General features: G+C 56.6%; 14 protein-coding genes. 9 read left to right on the plus strand and 5 right to left on the minus strand.

Annotation, left to right across the window (positions count from 1 at the left end):
* Positions 1-4 precede the first annotated feature (4 nt).
* From OO25_RS22625 to OO25_RS18225, 3 genes are read left to right on the plus strand one after another with little or no spacing between them, the layout of a single operon-like run.
* Positions 5-559: an ImuA family protein gene (locus OO25_RS22625; RefSeq protein WP_082035361.1), complete on the plus strand. Its 555-nt coding sequence runs from the start codon at positions 5-7 to the stop codon at positions 557-559.
* Entirely contained in the window at positions 501-1,979 is a 1,479-nt protein-coding gene (locus OO25_RS18220) for a DNA polymerase Y family protein (protein ID WP_175304841.1), read from the plus strand. Before OO25_RS22625 ends, OO25_RS18220 begins: the two co-directional genes overlap by 59 nt.
* Positions 1,976-5,359, plus strand: coding sequence for an error-prone DNA polymerase (locus tag OO25_RS18225; protein ID WP_040181814.1), 3,384 nt, complete (start codon positions 1,976-1,978; stop codon positions 5,357-5,359). The genes OO25_RS18220 and OO25_RS18225 overlap by 4 nt, the downstream gene beginning before the upstream one ends.
* 21 nt (positions 5,360-5,380) lie before the next feature.
* Here the strand turns inward: OO25_RS18225 and speB are convergent, their stop codons facing one another.
* The 5 genes from speB to OO25_RS18250 form a co-directional block, all read right to left on the minus strand.
* Complete coding sequence (speB, locus tag OO25_RS18230) at positions 5,381-6,355, minus strand: agmatinase (protein WP_040181817.1); 975 nt, start codon at positions 6,353-6,355, stop codon at positions 5,381-5,383.
* A gap of 5 nt (positions 6,356-6,360) precedes the next feature.
* Positions 6,361-7,350: an arginase family protein gene (locus OO25_RS18235; RefSeq protein ID WP_040181852.1), complete on the minus strand. Its 990-nt coding sequence runs from the start codon at positions 7,348-7,350 to the stop codon at positions 6,361-6,363.
* A gap of 50 nt (positions 7,351-7,400) precedes the next feature.
* Complete coding sequence (locus tag OO25_RS18240; protein ID WP_040181819.1) at positions 7,401-8,975, minus strand: proline/glycine betaine ABC transporter permease; 1,575 nt, start codon at positions 8,973-8,975, stop codon at positions 7,401-7,403.
* Complete coding sequence (locus OO25_RS18245) at positions 8,972-10,024, minus strand: glycine betaine/L-proline ABC transporter ATP-binding protein (RefSeq protein ID WP_040181821.1); 1,053 nt, start codon at positions 10,022-10,024, stop codon at positions 8,972-8,974. Before OO25_RS18245 ends, OO25_RS18240 begins: the two co-directional genes overlap by 4 nt.
* Positions 10,025-10,138: 114 nt before the next feature.
* Positions 10,139-11,080 (minus strand): glycine betaine ABC transporter substrate-binding protein, encoded by a 942-nt coding sequence (locus tag OO25_RS18250; protein ID WP_040181824.1) that lies wholly within the window; start codon positions 11,078-11,080, stop codon positions 10,139-10,141.
* A gap of 195 nt (positions 11,081-11,275) precedes the next feature.
* Between OO25_RS18250 and OO25_RS18255 the strand changes: the two genes are divergently transcribed.
* The 6 genes from OO25_RS18255 to OO25_RS18280 all read left to right on the plus strand — a co-directional run bounded on the left by OO25_RS18255 (position 11,276) and on the right by OO25_RS18280 (position 18,196).
* Complete coding sequence (locus OO25_RS18255; protein WP_040181827.1) at positions 11,276-12,187, plus strand: LysR family transcriptional regulator; 912 nt, start codon at positions 11,276-11,278, stop codon at positions 12,185-12,187.
* A 498-nt stretch (positions 12,188-12,685) separates the two neighbouring features.
* On the plus strand, positions 12,686-14,302 hold the full coding sequence (locus OO25_RS18260; RefSeq protein WP_040181830.1) for a peptide ABC transporter substrate-binding protein: 1,617 nt from the start codon (positions 12,686-12,688) through the stop codon (positions 14,300-14,302).
* A gap of 88 nt (positions 14,303-14,390) precedes the next feature.
* Positions 14,391-15,308, plus strand: coding sequence for an oligopeptide ABC transporter permease OppB (gene oppB / locus OO25_RS18265; protein ID WP_040181833.1), 918 nt, complete (start codon positions 14,391-14,393; stop codon positions 15,306-15,308).
* 1 nt (position 15,309) lies between these two features.
* Complete coding sequence (locus tag OO25_RS18270) at positions 15,310-16,224, plus strand: ABC transporter permease (protein WP_040181836.1); 915 nt, start codon at positions 15,310-15,312, stop codon at positions 16,222-16,224.
* On the plus strand, positions 16,224-17,192 hold the full coding sequence (locus tag OO25_RS18275; protein ID WP_040181838.1) for an oligopeptide/dipeptide ABC transporter ATP-binding protein: 969 nt from the start codon (positions 16,224-16,226) through the stop codon (positions 17,190-17,192). The genes OO25_RS18270 and OO25_RS18275 overlap by 1 nt, the downstream gene beginning before the upstream one ends.
* Positions 17,189-18,196 carry an ABC transporter ATP-binding protein gene (locus OO25_RS18280; protein WP_040181840.1) on the plus strand — a complete coding sequence of 336 codons (1,008 nt, stop codon included), beginning with the start codon at positions 17,189-17,191 and terminating at the stop codon, positions 18,194-18,196. Before OO25_RS18275 ends, OO25_RS18280 begins: the two co-directional genes overlap by 4 nt.
* Positions 18,197-18,221 lie beyond the last annotated feature (25 nt).

Genomic DNA, 18,221 nt, shown 5'->3' on the forward strand with positions numbered 1-18,221 from the left:
GATTATGACCTCTTTGGACCTTCCCTATTTTCCTCTCAAACGCGGACGCGTTCATGAGGTGTGCGGTCCGGGCAGCTTTGGGTTTCTTGCTGTTTTGATGGCACAGGTTCGCGGTCCGACATTATGGATACGCGAGAGCCATCGTCTGGAGCATATTAATCCGCTGGGTTTGGGGGAGTTTACAGACCCGTCTCAACTGTTGGTCGTAAATGTAAAGCATCAGGCCGACGGCCTCGCCAGTGCAGAAGAGGCACTACAGGAACGTGCAGTCGCTCTGGTCGTGATCGACATCAGCAAACCACTCAGCCTAACCGCCGGTCGACGGCTCCAGCTTGCAGCGAAGGCCGGAAACACCACCGGGCTTTGCCTTATTCCAGAAGGCATGGGAAGCAATGCTGCCGAAACTCGCTGGCGCTGCGATCCAATATTTCAGGCACAAGACTCGACTCATTTTCACTGGAGACTTATTAAGAACAAATCAGGAACAAATGGATCTTGGCATGTTCGATGGAATCGCGCGTCGCGTCGTATCGATATGGTTTCACCGGTTCGCGAGTGACCGGTTTCTTCGGCAGTACCCACTGTCCGGTCCTTTTGCGCTTACGATCAAACAAAGCAATACAAACCGCCTCTATTGCCTCAATGCAGAAGCCGCGCGACAAGGTTTGCATCAGGGCATGGCCCACTCAGATGCCCGTGCCTTTTGTCCAGACCTTCAAACAGCAGAAGCGGACATTCACCGGGACCAACAGTTTTTACTGCTTCTGCGCCGCTGGGCCACCCGCTATTGCCCGTGGGTGGGCTTGGAGGGGCGCGATGGTTTAGTGCTCGATATCAGTGGGTCCTCCCATCTTTTCGGAGGGGAAACCGGTATCTTGAATGCTATACGCAGCGGTTTGATGCGGGCCGGTCTATCCGCGCAAATTGGCCTGGCTGGCACACGCGGGGCAGCTTGGGCCCTGGCGCATTACGGCGAGGGGCAGGCTGCGACCGGAGATATGTTGCCCGCTCTTCAGCACCTGCCCGTTGCAGCCCTGCGTCTTGATGAGAAAACAACAACAGCGCTGGTCAGAGTGGGCCTGCGTAAGATTGGAGATCTCGCAACAACGCCTCGCGCCCCGCTTGCCCGCCGTTTTGGAGCCAATGTGTTGATGAGGCTTGATCAGGCTTTGGGCCACCAAGCTGAAGAAATCACTCCATTGGCAGCTCCACCTCACTACGGGGTCCGTATGACATTGCCAGAGCCGATCGGTCTTCTCAGTGATGTCATGGCTGGTGCGGAAAGGTTGCTGACACAGCTCTGTGCCAAATTGAAAACCCATGAAATGGGTGCGCGCATCTTTGTCATTACACTGCGGCGCGTAGATCTGGATCAGCAAGAGGTGGAATTGCGTCTGGCCCGTGCCTTGCGTGATCCCCAGAGGATTCTGCCCCTGTTTGAAAAGGGGTTGGCTGAAATGGATGCAGGCTTTGGCATTGATCAACTGCGCCTCGAAGCAACCCAGACAGAAGCCTTGCCGACGCAACAAATGTCTCACGTCGCAGGCGACAGCGAAGACCGGTTAGATGATCTGATCACGCGGATCGGAACACGGATCGGACTCGAGAACATTCAGCGCTTTCTACCCGCTGACAGCCATATTCCGGAGCGTAGTTTCATCGTTTCACCGGCGGCCTATTCAGACGCAGCCAGTGGCTGGATGTGTAAGAACCCGCGTCCGCTCTGCCTATTTCCACCCGAACCGATTGCGGGCAGGGGCCCCTATCCCCCAAACCATTTCCGTTGGCGCAGGGTTTCATTGACCACAGGCCATACGATCGGCCCTGAACGCATCACCCCTGAATGGTGGCTGGAAGACGACAACTGGCGGTCCGGTATGCGCGATTATTGGAGAGTGGAGACGACCCAGGGGAGACGCCTCTGGCTGTTTTATACGCCTCAAAACCCTGGGTGGTTCATTCAGGGAGAATTCGCATGACTGAAATGGATAGAACCCACCGCCCTGTCGAAACATGCCCGCCTGATATATTGGCCAAACGCATCGACGCGCAGGATTATGCAGAGCTTTGTGTCATCACGAATTTCACCTTTTTAACCGGTGCCTCTCACCCCGAAGAACTCGTCTTGCGGGCGGCAGAGTTGGGCCTCTCGGCACTTGCGATTACAGACCACAACTCACTTGCGGGGGTTGTTCGTGCTTGGAGTGCGCTAAAAGAACTGAAGCGCGACCCCCAGGGCGCATTGAAGATCCGATCACAGCACCAGGTCGACTCGTCGTCCCGGCAAGAGATCGGGCATACATCCGCTCTTCCCAAACCCACGACACCCATCTTCCCAAAGCTCATCGTTGGCTGCCGTCTGATATTACAAAACTGTGCTGTGGATTGGATTGCCCTGCCCTGTGATCGTTCCGCCTACAAAAGACTGGCACGTCTGCTCACCTTAGGAAAACGGCGCGCCGAAAAAGGGCAATGTCTTCTTTATGCTGAGGATATGATTGACGCCTGCAAAGGTATGATCCTGATTGCCTTACCCAAAGAGACGTTAAGCAATGCTGTTTCGGATATTCAGAAGATAGGAAGGCAATTTCCGAACCATGTGTTCCTAGGCGCGGCCCCTCGCTATGACGGCAGCGATCAGGCTTATCTGGCGGCTTGTGCAAAATTAGCGCAGACGACATGTGCTCCAATGGTTGCCGTCGGCGATGTGCTGATGCACCGGGCCAACCGCAGGCAACTTGCAGATGTGCTGACCTGCATGCGTGAAAATATCAACATTGACGATATCGGGACACGGGCTTTACCCAACGCGGAGCGCCGCCTGAAGGCCGGTGCAGATATGGCACGCATTTTTCGCGATCATCCTGCCGCGCTACGTCGCACTGCGGAAATTGCCAACAGATGCAATTTCGATCTGAGCGAGCTGTCCTATGAGTACCCCCATGAGGAGGCAGAAGGGGAAACCCCCCAGGACCGTTTGGAGCGCCTCGCACAAGAAGGGCTAAAACGGCGCTATCCGGATGGCCCGCCGGATCGCGCAATAAAGCTGATGGAAAAAGAACTGTCAGCAGTCAAAGATCTTGAATTTCCCGCCTATTTTTTGACCGTCCATGACATCGTACAATTCGCCAAGTCCAAAGGCATACTCTGCCAGGGGCGTGGGTCTGCGGCCAATTCCATCCTTTGCTATCTCTTAGGCATTACAGATGTCAGCCCCGATATGATCGCCATGGTTTTTGAGCGCTTTGTCTCAAAACACCGAGGAGAGCCACCAGACATTGATGTGGATTTCGAACATGAGCGGCGCGAAGAGGTCATCCAGTGGATTTATCAGAAATACGGTCGCCACCGTGCGGGTCTCTGCGCGACAGTTATTCACTTTCGCACGCGGGCTGCCATTCGCGAAGTTGGGAAGGTGATGGGGCTTAGCCAAGATGTAACGGCAGGTCTGTCGGGGCAGATTTGGGGCATGAGCAATGGCAGTGTCGATCTGGAGCGCATCCGGGAATTGGGGCTCAATCTTGAAGACCGTCGCCTGATGCAGACCATTCGCCTGATCGGCGAGATCATCGGCTTTCCGCGCCATCTTTCCCAGCACGTGGGTGGTTTTGTCATAACAAGCGGACGACTGGATGAACTGGCCCCGATTGAGAATGCCGCAATGGAAGATCGCACCGTCATCTGTTGGGACAAAGATGACATTGATGCCCTGCGCATTCTCAAGGTGGATATCCTTGCATTGGGCATGCTCACCTGTATTCGCAAGGCATTTGACTTGATGCAGCAGCATGAGAACATCACTCACAGCATCGCGACCATCCCACAGAAAGATGGCGCGACATATGATATGCTCTGTGCGGCGGATGCGGTGGGGGTGTTTCAGGTCGAAAGCCGGGCACAGATGAACTTTTTGCCCCGGATGCGCCCGCGCAAATTCTATGACCTGGTTATCGAGGTCGCCATCGTCCGCCCCGGCCCTATTCAGGGAGATATGGTCAGGCCCTACATCCGAAGGCGGAACGGTTTGGAAAAATCAGATCCCTTCGGGCCTGAACTGGAACAGGTTACCAGACGCACCGAGGGGGTGCCCCTGTTTCAAGAGCAAGCCTTGCAAATTGCGGTTGTTGGCGCGGGGTTTTCAGCGGAAGAGGCCGACCATCTGCGCAGATCTCTCGCCTCGTTTCGACGTATGGGGACGATCGGCAAATATCGCGATAAGTTCATCGCAGGTATGCTTAAGAACAACTACAGCAGAGAAATCGCAGAACGATGTTTCGGTCAAATCGAGGGATTTGCCGATTACGGTTTTCCGGAAAGCCATGCCGCAGCCTTCGCTATGCTGGCCTATGTCTCAGCTTGGTTGAAATGTCATCATCCGGCCATTTTTGCCTGTGCTCTGCTCAACTCTCAGCCCATGGGATTCTATGCACCGGCACAGATTGTCCGTGATGTGCGTGATCATGGCATCGAGGTGCGCCCAATTTGTGTAAACCAGTCCCAATGGGACAACTCACTTGAGCGCCGCCCGGATGGTACCTTGGCTCTACGTCTGGGGTTTCGCCAGATTAAGGGCTTCAAGGAAGATGACGCAGGTTGGATCATTGCAGCGCGCGGGAATGGCTATATTGACCCCGAGCATCTCTGGCTACGTGCAGGCCTGGCGCCCGCAGCACTGGAACGTTTGGCAGAAGCCGATGCCTTTTCGTCGATGGGCATCTCGCGGCGGGACGCACTTTGGCAGGTGAAGTCCATCACGACACCAGCACCATTACCTCTGTTCAACGATCAATTGGACGGCGAGGCCATTACCGAACCAGATGTCATGCTGCCAAGAATGCACCTAGGGGAAGAAGTCGTCGAAGACTATGTGTCCATGCGCCTGAGCTTGCGGGCACACCCAATGGAGCTGCTACGCCCAACCCTTCCCGGTCTGACCTGCAATGACCAACTGATAAAGGCTCCCCTGCAGCGCGTCTCGGTAGGCGGTCTTGTCATCACGAGGCAACGACCGGGAACTGCTTCTGGCGTTATATTTCTGACCCTTGAAGACGAAACAGGCGTTTGCAACGTTGTGGTTTGGAAAAAGATATACGAACGCTTTCGGCGCATTGTCATGGGGGGACGCCTCTTATGCGTAACGGGGTACCTTCAGAGAGAGGGCGCCGTCGTCCACGTCATCGCACAAAATATTGAGGATGAATCTGCCAGATTATCGGAGCTAGGCCACCCGCTGGACGGTGCGATTCAGTCCGAGGGTCCCCGCGCCGACGACACGCCTAAACGGACCAGATATCCCGCCCGTGCGATGCATCCGAGAGATCAGGCCAAGCGCCTCTTCCCCAGCCGGGATTTCCATTAGAAACACTTCTTTCGTAGCAGCTCATCGTCGCGAAATCGCTTCAGCACTGACACAGAGCATCTCAAATAGGATCGATGCCCCAAGCCAAGCAGTGTTTCCGTCTGTGTCAAACGGAGGGGACACCTCAACCAGATCGGCCCCTACAAGCTGAATGCCTGCGAGCTCACGCACCACCTGCAAGGCCTGAAAGCTGTTCGGCCCGCCAACCTCAGGTGTCCCCGTGCCAGGTGCGAAAGCTGGATCAACGAAATCGATATCATATGTGCAGTAGGTCGGCTGGTCACCGACAATCTCTCGAACTTCACTCATGACGTCCGAGACGCCGCGATCGAAAAATTCCTCAATTCGGATGATTCTCACACCCTGTGCCTGCCCCCATTCGACATCTTCAATGTTGTAAGCAGTGCCTCGGATACCGATCTGCACCATCCGCTTCGGATCGACCAATCCTTCTTCGATTGCACGGCGAAAGGGGGTGCCATGAGTATATTTGTTTCCACCAAAATAGCTGTCAAAGAGGTCGGTATGACTATCAAACTGAATGAGACCCACCGGCGCGTCGCTGGCCAATCCCCGCAGAACAGGCAATGAAACGAGGTGATCACCACCGACAGTCAGCGCAAAGATGTCGCGAGATTTCAGATCCGCGTAGAAAGCGCTGATCCGCTCCATACAGTCGATGATATCAACCGGGTTGGGCGCGACATCGCCAAGGTCTGCGCAATTGATCATTGAAAAAGGATTGATGCCTGTCACCGGGTTCCCGGCCCGGATCATGGTCGAAAGGTCGCGCAGCTGTCGCGGACCATGGCGCGGACCCGGCCGGTTGGTTGTTCCAGCATCCCAAGGCACCCCAACCAAGCCCAGTTGCACCTGATCAATAATCGGATCAGCTAAGGTTACATGCGGCAGCCGCATAAAGGTTGGCAAACCGGCAAACCGGGGCATCTCCATCCCGGATACTGGGTGAAAGAAATCTGCAGGCAAGGACGCCATGAAATCTAGGCCTCTCTTTGGGATGAATGATTTTCAGCTATCATTGAGATGATTTCGAACATGATGGCGCCCGCAGTCAGCGCGGTTATCTGATTGGGGCTATCTTTTGTGGGCATCATGCAAACGATGTCTCCGCCAACAATATTCATTCCACGCACCGCATGCAGCAGACCCACGGCCTCATCAATATCGAACCCCTTCTCACCAGCCTCGATATTGGACACTCCCGGTGCAATCGTCGGGTCCAGACAGTCCAGATCGAATGTGATATAGACAGGGCGGTCAGCCAGCACCTCGGTAATCTGTGCCACAACGTCAGCCAGACCTCGCCTCCTGTACTCTTTCATCGTCACAACATTGTAGCCGTATTCATAGGATGGCTGCAGCCAGTCGAGCGTCCGGGCGTGGCCTCTTATGCCGATCTGCATGGAATGGGCTGGATCAACCTTACCCTGATCCGCTAGATAAGCCCCCCAATGGGCCGCAGACTTCTTTGCCCCCAGAAAGTGATCCACTTTTGTGAAGACATCGGTATGGGCATCAAGGTGCAGAAAACAAACCGGCTCACCTTTGGTGATCGTCCCGCACCCAAGCGCCTGAACGATCCCTCCAGTGATCGAATGATCCCCGCCAACGGAGACGGGCCGCGCACCAGCCTTATCGATCTGCTGATAGAAATTGGTGATCTGATCAATACAGTCCTCATTATCGTTGGCCTTTGGAAACGGGACATCGCCCAGATCAACAATCTTAGCAGCACTCCAGGGATCCAGTTGAAAGCCACTGTGCATACGCCGCTGCACCGATGACACGTTGCGAAGGGCGCGCGGACCGAGATGCTGATCACGCTCCGTGGTTCCGTTACCTGCAGAGTGGGGCACGCCAACCAACGCAATATCCTGACCATCCACGGGTAGGTTTGGACAACGGAATAAGGTCGGAATACCCCACCAATAGAGGTTTTCCATCATCGCATTCAGATGCGGATCCGACATCGGGCCTCCTTTCACAACGACTGTCATGCAATGTCAAAATGGTTCCAGAGTCAGTTTTCACCGACTTTCTTGCGGTAGCTGCCCTGCGCAATCCGATCGATCACCATCGCACAAAGCAAAATCGCGAGGCCGCCCAAAAGGCCCTGCCCCTTGGCTGCGTATTGCAACGATTCAAGGATAAGTGCCCCCAAACCATCAGCACCGATAAGGGACGCGATCACCACCATCGACAGCGACATCAAAATAGTCTGATTGATCCCGGTCATGATGGACGGAAGTGCAAGCGGCAACTCAACGTTGAACAGCAACTGGCGGCGGGAACATCCGAAAGCGATTGCCGCTTCCTTCGTCGCGTCGGGTACGCCGCGCATTCCTAATGCCGTCAACCGGATCACCGGCGGCATCGCGAAGATCAGCGTAGCCAATACACCTGGCGGCTTACCAGTACCAAAAAACGCAATGATAGGAATGAGATAAACGAATGCCGGCATGGTCTGCATAAAATCCAAAACCGGCTCTGCGACAGCGTAAGCGCGTTTTGATTTGCCGAACCAAATACCAAATGGCACCCCGATAATGATGCACAGCATCGCCCCAGCCCCGATCAGCGCTACTGTGATCATCGACAATTCCCACAGCCCCATAAACGCAAGATAGGCCAATGACGCTGCTGTAAATATCGCGATCCGTGGACCTGCCAGACGGTAGGCCATGACCACAATCACCAGCATAACGACGGGCCATGGTGTCTGTAACAGCAGGGTTTCCAACCCGTCCAGACACCAACGGATTGCCGCTGTAATGCCATCAAAGGTATTCGAAAAATTCGCCGCAGCCCAATCGAATGCAGCATCCCCTTTCCGAGACAAGGCTGAGAAATACTCGCGCTGGATTGGGAACTCCGTTACCGGAATCGTCTCACCGACAAACCCACCCGTGAGGCTGGCCAAGATCTCATCCGGTGCCCGTACCGTGAACCGCAACAGCGTAAGTGGCATGATTGCCAGCATCATGATCGCACCGAAAACGGTACTGGATGTTTTTAAACCGACCTGCTGACTGTCCTGATCCGCCCGCCACCTCAGGTAATGCGCCTCATAGGCAATATTGGCATAAAGCCCTTCGAGCAGCTTCACCAAGGCCAGAATCGCCAGGCCAACCAACAGAATGGTGGTTGCCTCCGCTGCTGCCAAATCCGCCTGTTCTTGCGCCCTCGCGGCAACTTTCTTCAGATTTTCTGCGATCTTCAGTTTCGCGTCAGCCCCCGCGGCATCTCCAGCAGCAAGCAACTCAGCGGCCTGTGCCTCACGTTTTGCGATATTCCCTAAAGCACGCTCAAGTTTGGCAAGTTGGTCGGCACCAAGTTCCCCCCAGAGCCCTCGTCCTATCTGAACCAGCGCAAACAGTTCCAGGACAAGAAAGATCCAGAAAAAACCCCAAACCCCGCGCGCCGCGCCCCAGAGCGGCCCGAACACCGCCGCCATTGTGTTCCATGACCATGCGAAACCAGTCGTATCTTGAATTTTTTTAAACGCCCCAGTGTAGTAACTGGTGTTCCGCTCGACAAAATCAGCGACCGTCGTGCTGTTGGCATTGGGGCCACTTTCCAATCCTGTATCGGTCATGCTTTGCCCCCTTGGATACCTTTAAGAAGAGTTGGCTTATCAATGACACCCACATCCGTTCCATCATCCGATGTGATGACGATTGGTTGCTCAGTGGCTGTCGAGATATCAATCAATGTGTCTAAATCCGTCGAGTGTGCAGCGCGCGGGCTGACCGCCAGATCTTCCCAGTCTTTTGTCTGATACTCTGCCAGCGGCACCATGATTGAATGGGCAAAAACCAACTTGAGCTTCGAAATCCCCTCAACGAAGTCTCGAACGTAATCATCAGCAGGCTCAGTTACGATTTCCTCCGGCGTGCCGATCTGAACGATACGCCCATCTTTCATAATGGCGATCCGCGTACCAATACGGATCGCTTCGTCCAGATCATGGGTAATAAACACTGTGGTTTTTCCCAGCTCAGCAGACAGAGCCATGAACTGATCCTGCAACTGTCTGCGAATGAGTGGGTCCAAGGCCGAAAACGGCTCATCCATCAGCAAAACGTCAGGGTCAGAGGCCAACGCACGGGCCAGGCCCACCCTTTGCTGCATGCCGCCTGACAACTCACGTGGAAAGCGATCTTCGTATCCTTGCAGGTCCACCCGTTCCAGGCAGCGCTGTGAAACCTCCCAGCGACGAGATTTGGATTCTCCTCGGATCTGCAAGGGAAACGCCACATTGTCACGCACCGTGCGATGCGGCAGCAGCGCCATATGCTGAAAAACCATTCCCAAATTGACCGCGCGCATCTCGCGCAGTTCTTCGGCGTTGAGTGCCAGTACATCCCGGCCCAGAACCTGAATATCGCCCGCAGTGGGTTCAATCAGCCGGTTGATGTGTCGCACCATGGTGGACTTGCCAGAACCTGACAGCCCCATGACACAGAAAATCTCGCCCTTCTGCACCTCGAAGGAGCAATCTGCGATGCCGATCACGCACCCAAATTCACCCAGCACTTCGGCCTTGCTCAGATTTCGGTGTTGGATCGCCTCCATTGCTTCCTCGGCGCGCTCGCCAAAAACTTTCCATACTCCGTCCAGACGTATGACTGCGTCATCGTTCATAGATATCAACCTGTTGGATATATTGAACTATGCAGAGCATGATGAGCACCGCACAAGGGAATACCCCCGCCCGTCAAAGATCCGCGCGGGGGCGCAAGCGACAAAGAACAGAAATCAGTTCAGCCAGTTGTCCACTTGGTCCGCGTTCTCTTCAACCCATTTGCGGGCAAACACCTCCGCATCCATTTCGTCAACGATCAAGGCATAGACCATCGCTGACACTTGATCGGAGGTCAGGTTAACCTTGGACAGAACTGCGGCCGCGCTTTCGTCCATGGCAGCCTGATAGTGGATATGCAGGTAAGCCTTGTCCCAGGCCATCGCCGCAGAGGAATTCTCCAGCCAATTCGGATCATCAGTGGGCTGCGCGACATTCCACTTTGCAGGGTCATGCGGCGGTTCTTCCAACTGGACGAGATCATACAGCTGGAACATGTGATGCGGCGTATAGCAGAAGAACACCACATTGGTATTTTGATCAGTCGCGGCATCAACCTCAGCCAGTGCTAAGGTCTCATCCATTTCCTTAAGCGTCATTGTCTGATCGTACCCGTAGGATTTGGCACGGATTTTCTCGACATTGGTTGACGCCCAACCTGCGGCACCGATCCAGATTTCTCCCATACCATCGCCATCGCTGTCGAAATTGGCAGCCATATCAGGATCACTTAACTCTGACAGCGCCTTGATGCCGGTACGCTCAGCAGTTCCTTTGGTGACACACATGGCCTGATCTGCCGGTATGCCATTCGGATTCATGGCGACAGTGCCTTTTTCCTTCACGAATGTGTTGTGAAGATTGGCTTGGTTGGGCAACCAAACTTCTGGATGGACTTGCATGGCGCCGGAATCCATCGCTTCAAAGACAATCGGATTGCTGCCGTTTTGCAGTTCAACATCAAGACCGAGATTATCCTCAAGCACGATCTTGAGTACATTGGCAGTTACCCGCACCGACGGCCAATTCGGCACACCGATGACCACATCAGCGGCCAGCGCGCCAGTTCCAAGCGTAGCCAACAATCCACTGGACATCCAAGTCGCTAGTCTCTTCATTTCACTCTCCAAATTGCCATTGCTGCTATTGTTGAAAAACCTCTCCTAGAGCTGATCGGCTTGGTCATCACCGCAAGAACCTCCCCAAACGCTAATGTGCCCACTTTCCAAGTGTATTAAATTACAATAATCGGGATTGAACTTGCATAATATTGCAATCAAGATGACCTTAACGACGCTGTAGTCGGGGTAGCCATGGTTGCAAGGCAGGTTTCAAAGGTCGATATTCATCTATTGCGCGTGTTTTGCGTCGTCGTAGATGCGGAAGGTTTTTCCAATGCCCAGGTCGTACTCAACGTGGCGACCTCCACGATCTCGAGGCAGATATCGGAATTGGAAACCCGGCTTGGGATGCGCCTGTGTGACCGGGGCAGGACTGGCTTTCGCGTTACCGAAAAGGGAAACACAGTCTACCAAGCAGCGCAGAAATTGTTCGGCGCACTCGGGGAATTTCAGGAGACCGTTGACGGATCACGAGGCCGTCTTTTCGGTCATCTCGCATTGGGCGTCATCGAAAACTGGGCCTCTAATAACTCAGCCCCAATCGTGCGCTCACTGTCTAAATTCAGCGCAATGGCACCGGATGTAAGGATTGAGCTACACTCACTCGCCCCGAATGACATTGAGTACGCCGTACTTGACGGCAAGGTTCCAATCGGGATCGGCCCCTTCCATTCCCCGAAGCCAGGATTGGTCTACAACGATATCTGCAAAGAGACCGTTTGCCTCTATTGCGGTTCCGGGCATCCGCTGTTTGCCATTGACTGCCCGGAAGAGCAGGAAAAAGAGCTACGTAATTCACTGTTTGCTAAGCGAGCATATTTAAATGAAAATACCGTCGCACCCAAAACTCGCCACCTACCCTCAAACGCAATCGGCCATCAAATGGAAGCGATCGCGTTGCTCATACTGACGGACCGATACGTCGGGTATCTTCCCTCATACTTTGCCAAGGACTGGGTAGCGGCAGGGCGAATGAAGAATATCGCAAACGGAGGATTTGATCGCCCCGTTACGGTGCAAACGGCTATTCGCAGAGGGGCCAAGCTCAATCTTGTGGGGAGAACATTCCTTGATTTACTTTCGCAAGAAGCCAAGACGCGGTAATCTTGCTGATCGTGAATATTCGTTTCTAGGTGTAACACGAGACGATAAGTCAATTCCGAACAAATGCACGTCCTCTATCTTCTCTCAGTTTGCGTCGTCGCGAGTGATCTGCTCCCATGGTGTCAATTAATTTGGGTGCTTCTGTTTAGGTTTTGGTATTTCTTTAGCAGGTTAACATTCTCGTTGGTATCAGCCCTGCGAGACCCGCTTACCGCTGTCGGGTCCAGCCGTCTTCACCCGTTGTTCTAGCGCATGCGCCGCACAACCGATCTTCACGGAAGTCGGCGATCGTCTGCCAATGGGAATTAAGCCGGCGGTCCTCCATTGGGCTCGAACCAATGTCGCCTCAAGGGCTCCCATGTCCAGCACCAAACGCATTGTACCTTCACGAAGCTGATGCCTGCCGGTGACGCGAAGCACCCACTTGCAACTGAAAACAGTTTCCGGTTGGATGACATCAATCAAGACGGGAATAATTCCATCAAAGGGAGAGCCTCCATGAAAATTCGCACGACACTTGTCTCTTCGGCGCTTGTCTTGGGCCTAGCCCTCCAGGCACAGGCGGCAGATGTGCCCGAGGGCACCAAGCTGGCCGAGGATCAGTCCTATACCTTCTGGCTTCTGGACGCGATCAAGTCGATGGATCCGCAGATCAACACCGATGTCGAAGGGTCGGATGTGCTGCGCAATCTCTTCGAGGGGCTGTACAACGAAGATGGCAACGGTGAGCTGGTGCCGGGTGTGGCGCTCGATCACGAAGCATCTGCGGACGGCAAGACCTATACGTTCAACCTGCGCCAGGATGCCAAGTGGTCGAACGGAGAGCCGGTGACCGCCGGTGACTTCGTCTATGCCTGGCGCCGTCTGGCCGATCCCGCGACCGCGTCGGAATACGCGTGGTACATGGAACTGATGCAGGTTGAAAACGCTCCCGAGGTCATCGCGGGCGATATGCCGCCGGAAAAGCTGGGCGTGCGGGCGGTGGATGACCATACGCTTGAGGTGAAGATCACCACGCCGCTGCCCTATTTCCCGCAGATGCTGGTCCATGGATCGACATTCCCGGTTCTGCAAAGCCAGGTGGAGGAGCATGGCGACGACTGGACCGACGCCGGGAAGCTCGTGGGCAACGGCGCCTTTACGCTGACCGAACATCAGTTGGGTGAGCGGGTCGTCATGGAGAAAAGCGACACCTATTGGGATGCCGAGAATGTGGTGATGGAAAAACTCACCGCATTGACGATCAATGACGTGAACCAAGGTCTCACGCGGTATCTTGCCGGGGAACTGGACCGGGTGGACATCCCCGCCGGACAGTATCCGCGTCTCAAGAAAGAATACCCCGAACAGGCGGTCTCCACCCCCTATAACTGTTCCTACATCTATATGCTGAACATCGGCGAAAAAGGGCCGGAAGCCCTGCGCGACGTGCGCGTCCGCAAGGCGCTGGCCTATGCCATCGACCGCGACATCATCGTGGAGCGCATCCTGCAGGGTGGCCAGAAGGCCTCCTATAACTGGACCCATTGGGCGATCGCCGATTTTGATCGTCCCGAGCTGGAATGGGCCGACAAGATGGATCAGGCGCAGCGCCTGGAAGCTGCAAAGGCGCTGATGGCAGAGGCAGGTTACAGCCCCGACAACCCGCTGGACCTGACGCTACAGTACAACACCTCGGAAGATCATAAGAAAATCGCCATCGCGGCGTCACAGATGCTCAAGCAGATCGGCGTGAACATCACGCTCGACAATTATGAGTGGAAGATCCACACCGACCGGATGCAGAACCAGGACTACGACATGGCGCGCTATGCCTGGTGCGGCGATTACAACGAGGCCTCGACCTATCTGGACCTGCTGACCTCATACTCGGGCCACAACAACGGCGAATTCTATAACGACGCCTATGATCAGGTGATGAAAGACAGCAAGACCGCCAAGGATCCGCAGCCGCTCTATCAGGAGGCTGAACGCATCCTGGCCGAAGAAATGCCGATCATCCCGATCTATCATTATGCCAATGTCGACATGATTGCCGAGGATATCAAAGGGCTGCCGGAGAACAACGTGAACAACAACTGGTACGGCAAGGATCTGTACCGCACCGCCGAATAATCCGCGCCCCTGCGGGCAGCTCGGCCAAGGCTCCGGCTGCCCGCCTTTCTTCCCAGCCACCTCGACCCAAGTTCCGGGAGCGACAGTTTTGCTCAGTTACATCCTTAAGCGTCTTGCCATCGCGGTTCCGACGCTTCTGCTTTTAATCGTGATCTCCTTCCTGCTGATGCATTCCGCTCCCGGCGGGCCGTTCACCACCGAGCGGGAGCTGCCGCCACAGGTTCTGGCCAACCTCAATGCGAAATACGGTCTGGACGACCCGCTGTGGAAGCAGATCACCTCATATGTCTGGGGCATCGTCAGCGAATTCGATTTCGGCCCCAGTTTCGTCTACAAGGACCGCTCGGTGAACGAGATCATCGCGCAGGGCTTCCCGATCACGCTGACCTACGGGCTGCTGTCCTTTGCCGTGGCGGTGATTGTCGGGGTCAGCCTGGGTGTCGCTGCGGCGATGCGGCACAATTCACTGCTAGATTACGCAGCGGTCGGCGTGTCGATCGGTGCGCAGGTCCTGCCGAATTTTGTCATGGCTCCGATCCTCGTTCTGGTGTTCACGCTCTGGCTCGGCTGGCTGCCAGGCGGCGGCTGGCAGGGGCCGGAGTATTGGATCATGCCGGTAATCGCGCTCTCCACCTCCTTCATGGCGTCCATCGCGCGAATCACGCGCTCCTCGATGCTTGAAGTGCTGACCTCCAACCACATCCGCACCGCCCGCGCCAAGGGCTTGCCCGAACGCCAGGTGATCCTGCGCCATGCGCTGAAACCGGCGATGCTGCCGGTGATCTCCTACCTTGGCCCGGCCTTTGTGGCGATGATCACGGGGTCGGTGGTGGTCGACATCTATTTCTCCACCGGCGGCATCGGCAAGGCCTTTGTCGACAGCGCCCTCAACCGCGACTACGCGGTGATGATGGGGGTGACGATCCTGATGGGCGCGCTGACCATCTTCTTCAACCTCGTGGTCGATATCCTCTATGGATGGATCGACCCCAAGATCAGGTACTGACATGGCAATGACATCCGAACCGGCCGTCGAAGCCACTGCGCTTGCCGGGAAGGGCCGGTCCCCCTGGGCCGATGCCCGGCGGCGCTTCTTTCGCAACAAGGCCGCACTTGCAGGGCTGGCCATCCTCGTCTTCGTGGTGGTCTTTGCCCTGTTCGGGAACCTCTTTGCACAGTGGTCGAACGAGGAACTGGACTACAGCGTCATGGGCCAGATTGCCGAACTGGGCGGGCCTTCGATCGCCAGCGGCCATTACTTCGGCACCGATGATCTGGGCCGCGATCTTTTTGCGCGCACCGTGCAGGGGACGCAGATCAGCCTGGCCGTCGGTCTGGTCGGCGCGCTGATCGCCTGCATCATCGGCACGCTTTACGGCGCCATCGCGGGATACGTCGGAGGGCGCACGGACAATATCATGATGCGGCTCGTCGATATCTTCATGGCGGTGCCCTACATGTTCGTGCTGATCCTGCTGCTGGTGATGTACGGACGGTCAATCACCATCCTGTTTGCGGGCGTCGGCCTGATTTCCTGGATGGAGATGGCGCGCATCGTGCGCGGCCAGACGCTGACCATCAAGGGGCGCGAATTTGTCGAGGCCGCCCGCGCCATCGGCGTTCCGGCCCCGGTCATCATCCTGCGCCACATCGTGCCGAACCTGCTGGGCGTCATCGCCGTCTATGCCACGCTCTTGGTGCCGCTGATGATCCTGACAGAGAGCTTCATCTCCTTCCTGGGTCTTGGCGTGCAGGAGCCTTTGACCTCGCTCGGGGCGCTGATCTCCGAAGGCGCCGGGACCATCGCCTATGGCACCATCTGGCAGCTCAGCTTCCCCCTCCTCTTCTTCTGTCTCACGCTGTTCGGCCTGTTTTTCATCGGCGACGGACTGCGTGACGCGCTCGACCCCAAGGATCGCTGATGCCGCTTTTGCAGATCAACAATCTCTCCGTCACCTTCGACGGCGAAGACGGACCGGTTCACGCGGTCAACAACCTGTCGCTGTCCATCGACCGGGGCGAGACCCTGGGCATCGTTGGCGAAAGCGGGTCGGGCAAGTCGCAGACCGCGTTTTCCATCATGGGGCTGCTGGCCCCGAACGGGCGCACCGAGGGGTCGGTCCGCTTTGACGGGCAGGAGATCCTGGGCGCGAAGCCGAAACTGCTCAACAAGATCCGGGCCGAGCGGATCGCGATGATCTTTCAGGATCCTATGACCTCGCTCAATCCTTACATGCGGATCGCTGACCAGATGACCGAGGTGCTGACCTGGCATCAGGGCATGTCGAAACAGGACGCCCTGGCGGAGTCGGTGCGTATGCTCGACGCGGTGAAGATCCCGGCGGCAAAGGACCGCATCCGGCTGTATCCGCATGAATTCTCAGGCGGGATGCGTCAGCGGGTGATGATCGCCATGTCGCTTCTGTGCAAGCCGGACCTCCTGATCGCGGACGAGCCGACAACCGCGCTCGACGTGACTGTGCAGGCGCAGATCATGGATCTGCTGGGCGACCTGCAGCAGGATTTCGGCATGGCCACGATCCTGATCACCCATGATCTGGGGGTTGTCGCGGGGTTTTGCGAACGGGTGGTTGTCATGTATGGCGGCCGCGTGATGGAGCAGGGGCCGGCGGAGCCGCTGTTTGCCGCGCCGACGCATCCTTATACCCGCGGGCTGCTGCAAGCGGTGCCCCGGGTGGATGATGCGGATGCCGCGATGAAGGCGATCCCCGGCAATCCGCCGAATATGGCAGCCCCGCCCGAAGGCTGCCCCTTCCGTCCGCGCTGCGGCTATGCGGGCGAGGATTGCCGGACGGTCCCCGCGCTGGCCCCCTTTGCGCAGAACCGCGCCCGCGCCTGCCACCGCGCAATCGCGGAGGTCACCGCATGAGCCCGCTTCTCTCTGTCCGCAATCTCGATGTGAAGTTTGCGCTCACCCGCCCCGGCGACATGCCCTGGACCCGGCCGCGCCACCTGCACGCAGTCAACGGGGTGGATTTCGAGCTGGAAGCCGGAAAGACACTCGGTGTGGTTGGCGAATCCGGCAGCGGCAAGTCGACGCTCGCGCGCGGACTGATCCAGATGGTGCCTGCCACGGGACAGGTGATGTGGCGCGGCGAAACCGATCTCTTGTCGCTCAGCCCGCGCCGGATGAAGCCTTACCGCTCGGAAATCCAGATGGTGTTTCAGGACCCGCTGGCTTCGCTGAACCCGCGCATGACGCTGGGACAGATCATCGCCGAGCCGCTCGCCACGCACCGCCCCGGTCTCTCCGCCAAGGAACGCCGCACACGCGTCGCGCAGATGATGGAGCGGGTGGGCCTGCTGCCGCAGATGATCAACCGTTACCCGCATGAGTTCTCCGGCGGCCAGTGCCAGCGCATCGGCATCGCCCGTGCGTTGATCGTCGAGCCCAAGCTGCTTATCTGCGACGAGCCGGTTTCGGCGCTGGACGTGTCGATCCAGGCGCAGGTGATCGAGCTGTTGAAAGAGCTGCAGCGCGATCTGGGGCTGGCCATGATCTTTATCGCGCATGATCTGAGCGTGGTGAAGAACATCTCCGACGAGGTGATGGTGCTCTATCTCGGCCGGATCATGGAAAAGGCGCCAAAGGCTCAGCTCTACGATGATCCGCGGCACCCCTATACGCAGGCGCTGCTTTCGGCGGTGCCGATCCCTGATCCGGTGGCCGAACGCGCCAAGCGCATCGTTCCGATGACAGGCGACATGCCGTCGCCGATGGACCCGCCCTCTGGCTGCGTCTTTCGCGGACGCTGCCCGCGCGCGCAGGCGGATTGCGCGCAGATCGTGCCGCAGCCCGATGGCGGTGCGCATGGTGTGGCCTGCCTGCATCCTGGGCCGATCACGCTGGCTGCCGATCAACCTGCACTCTAGGCCACGTGCAGGTGGTCACCGCCGA

Origin of the sequence: Phaeobacter sp. S60 (assembly GCF_000826845.1) — a bacterium.
Classification (GTDB): Bacteria; Pseudomonadota; Alphaproteobacteria; order Rhodobacterales; family Rhodobacteraceae; genus Phaeobacter; species Phaeobacter piscinae.

What these genes read in the sequence shown, in the direction of transcription:
- OO25_RS18225 (WP_040181814.1), top strand. Translation starts at nt 1,976, where the DNA reads ATGACTGAAATGGATAGAACCCACCGCCCTGTCGAAACATGCCCGCCT.
- OO25_RS18270 (WP_040181836.1), top strand. Translation starts at nt 15,310, where the DNA reads ATGGCAATGACATCCGAACCGGCCGTCGAAGCCACTGCGCTTGCCGGG.
- OO25_RS18275 (WP_040181838.1), top strand. Translation starts at nt 16,224, where the DNA reads ATGCCGCTTTTGCAGATCAACAATCTCTCCGTCACCTTCGACGGCGAA.
- OO25_RS18250 (WP_040181824.1), bottom strand. Translation starts at nt 11,080, where the DNA reads ATGAAGAGACTAGCGACTTGGATGTCCAGTGGATTGTTGGCTACGCTT.
- OO25_RS18260 (WP_040181830.1), top strand. Translation starts at nt 12,686, where the DNA reads ATGAAAATTCGCACGACACTTGTCTCTTCGGCGCTTGTCTTGGGCCTA.
- OO25_RS18220 (WP_175304841.1), top strand. Translation starts at nt 501, where the DNA reads ATGTTCGATGGAATCGCGCGTCGCGTCGTATCGATATGGTTTCACCGG.
- OO25_RS18235 (WP_040181852.1), bottom strand. Translation starts at nt 7,350, where the DNA reads ATGTCGGATCCGCATCTGAATGCGATGATGGAAAACCTCTATTGGTGG.
- OO25_RS18280 (WP_040181840.1), top strand. Translation starts at nt 17,189, where the DNA reads ATGAGCCCGCTTCTCTCTGTCCGCAATCTCGATGTGAAGTTTGCGCTC.
- OO25_RS18255 (WP_040181827.1), top strand. Translation starts at nt 11,276, where the DNA reads ATGGTTGCAAGGCAGGTTTCAAAGGTCGATATTCATCTATTGCGCGTG.
- speB (WP_040181817.1), bottom strand. Translation starts at nt 6,355, where the DNA reads ATGGCGTCCTTGCCTGCAGATTTCTTTCACCCAGTATCCGGGATGGAG.
- OO25_RS22625 (WP_082035361.1), top strand. Translation starts at nt 5, where the DNA reads ATGACCTCTTTGGACCTTCCCTATTTTCCTCTCAAACGCGGACGCGTT.
- OO25_RS18240 (WP_040181819.1), bottom strand. Translation starts at nt 8,975, where the DNA reads ATGACCGATACAGGATTGGAAAGTGGCCCCAATGCCAACAGCACGACG.
- OO25_RS18245 (WP_040181821.1), bottom strand. Translation starts at nt 10,024, where the DNA reads ATGAACGATGACGCAGTCATACGTCTGGACGGAGTATGGAAAGTTTTT.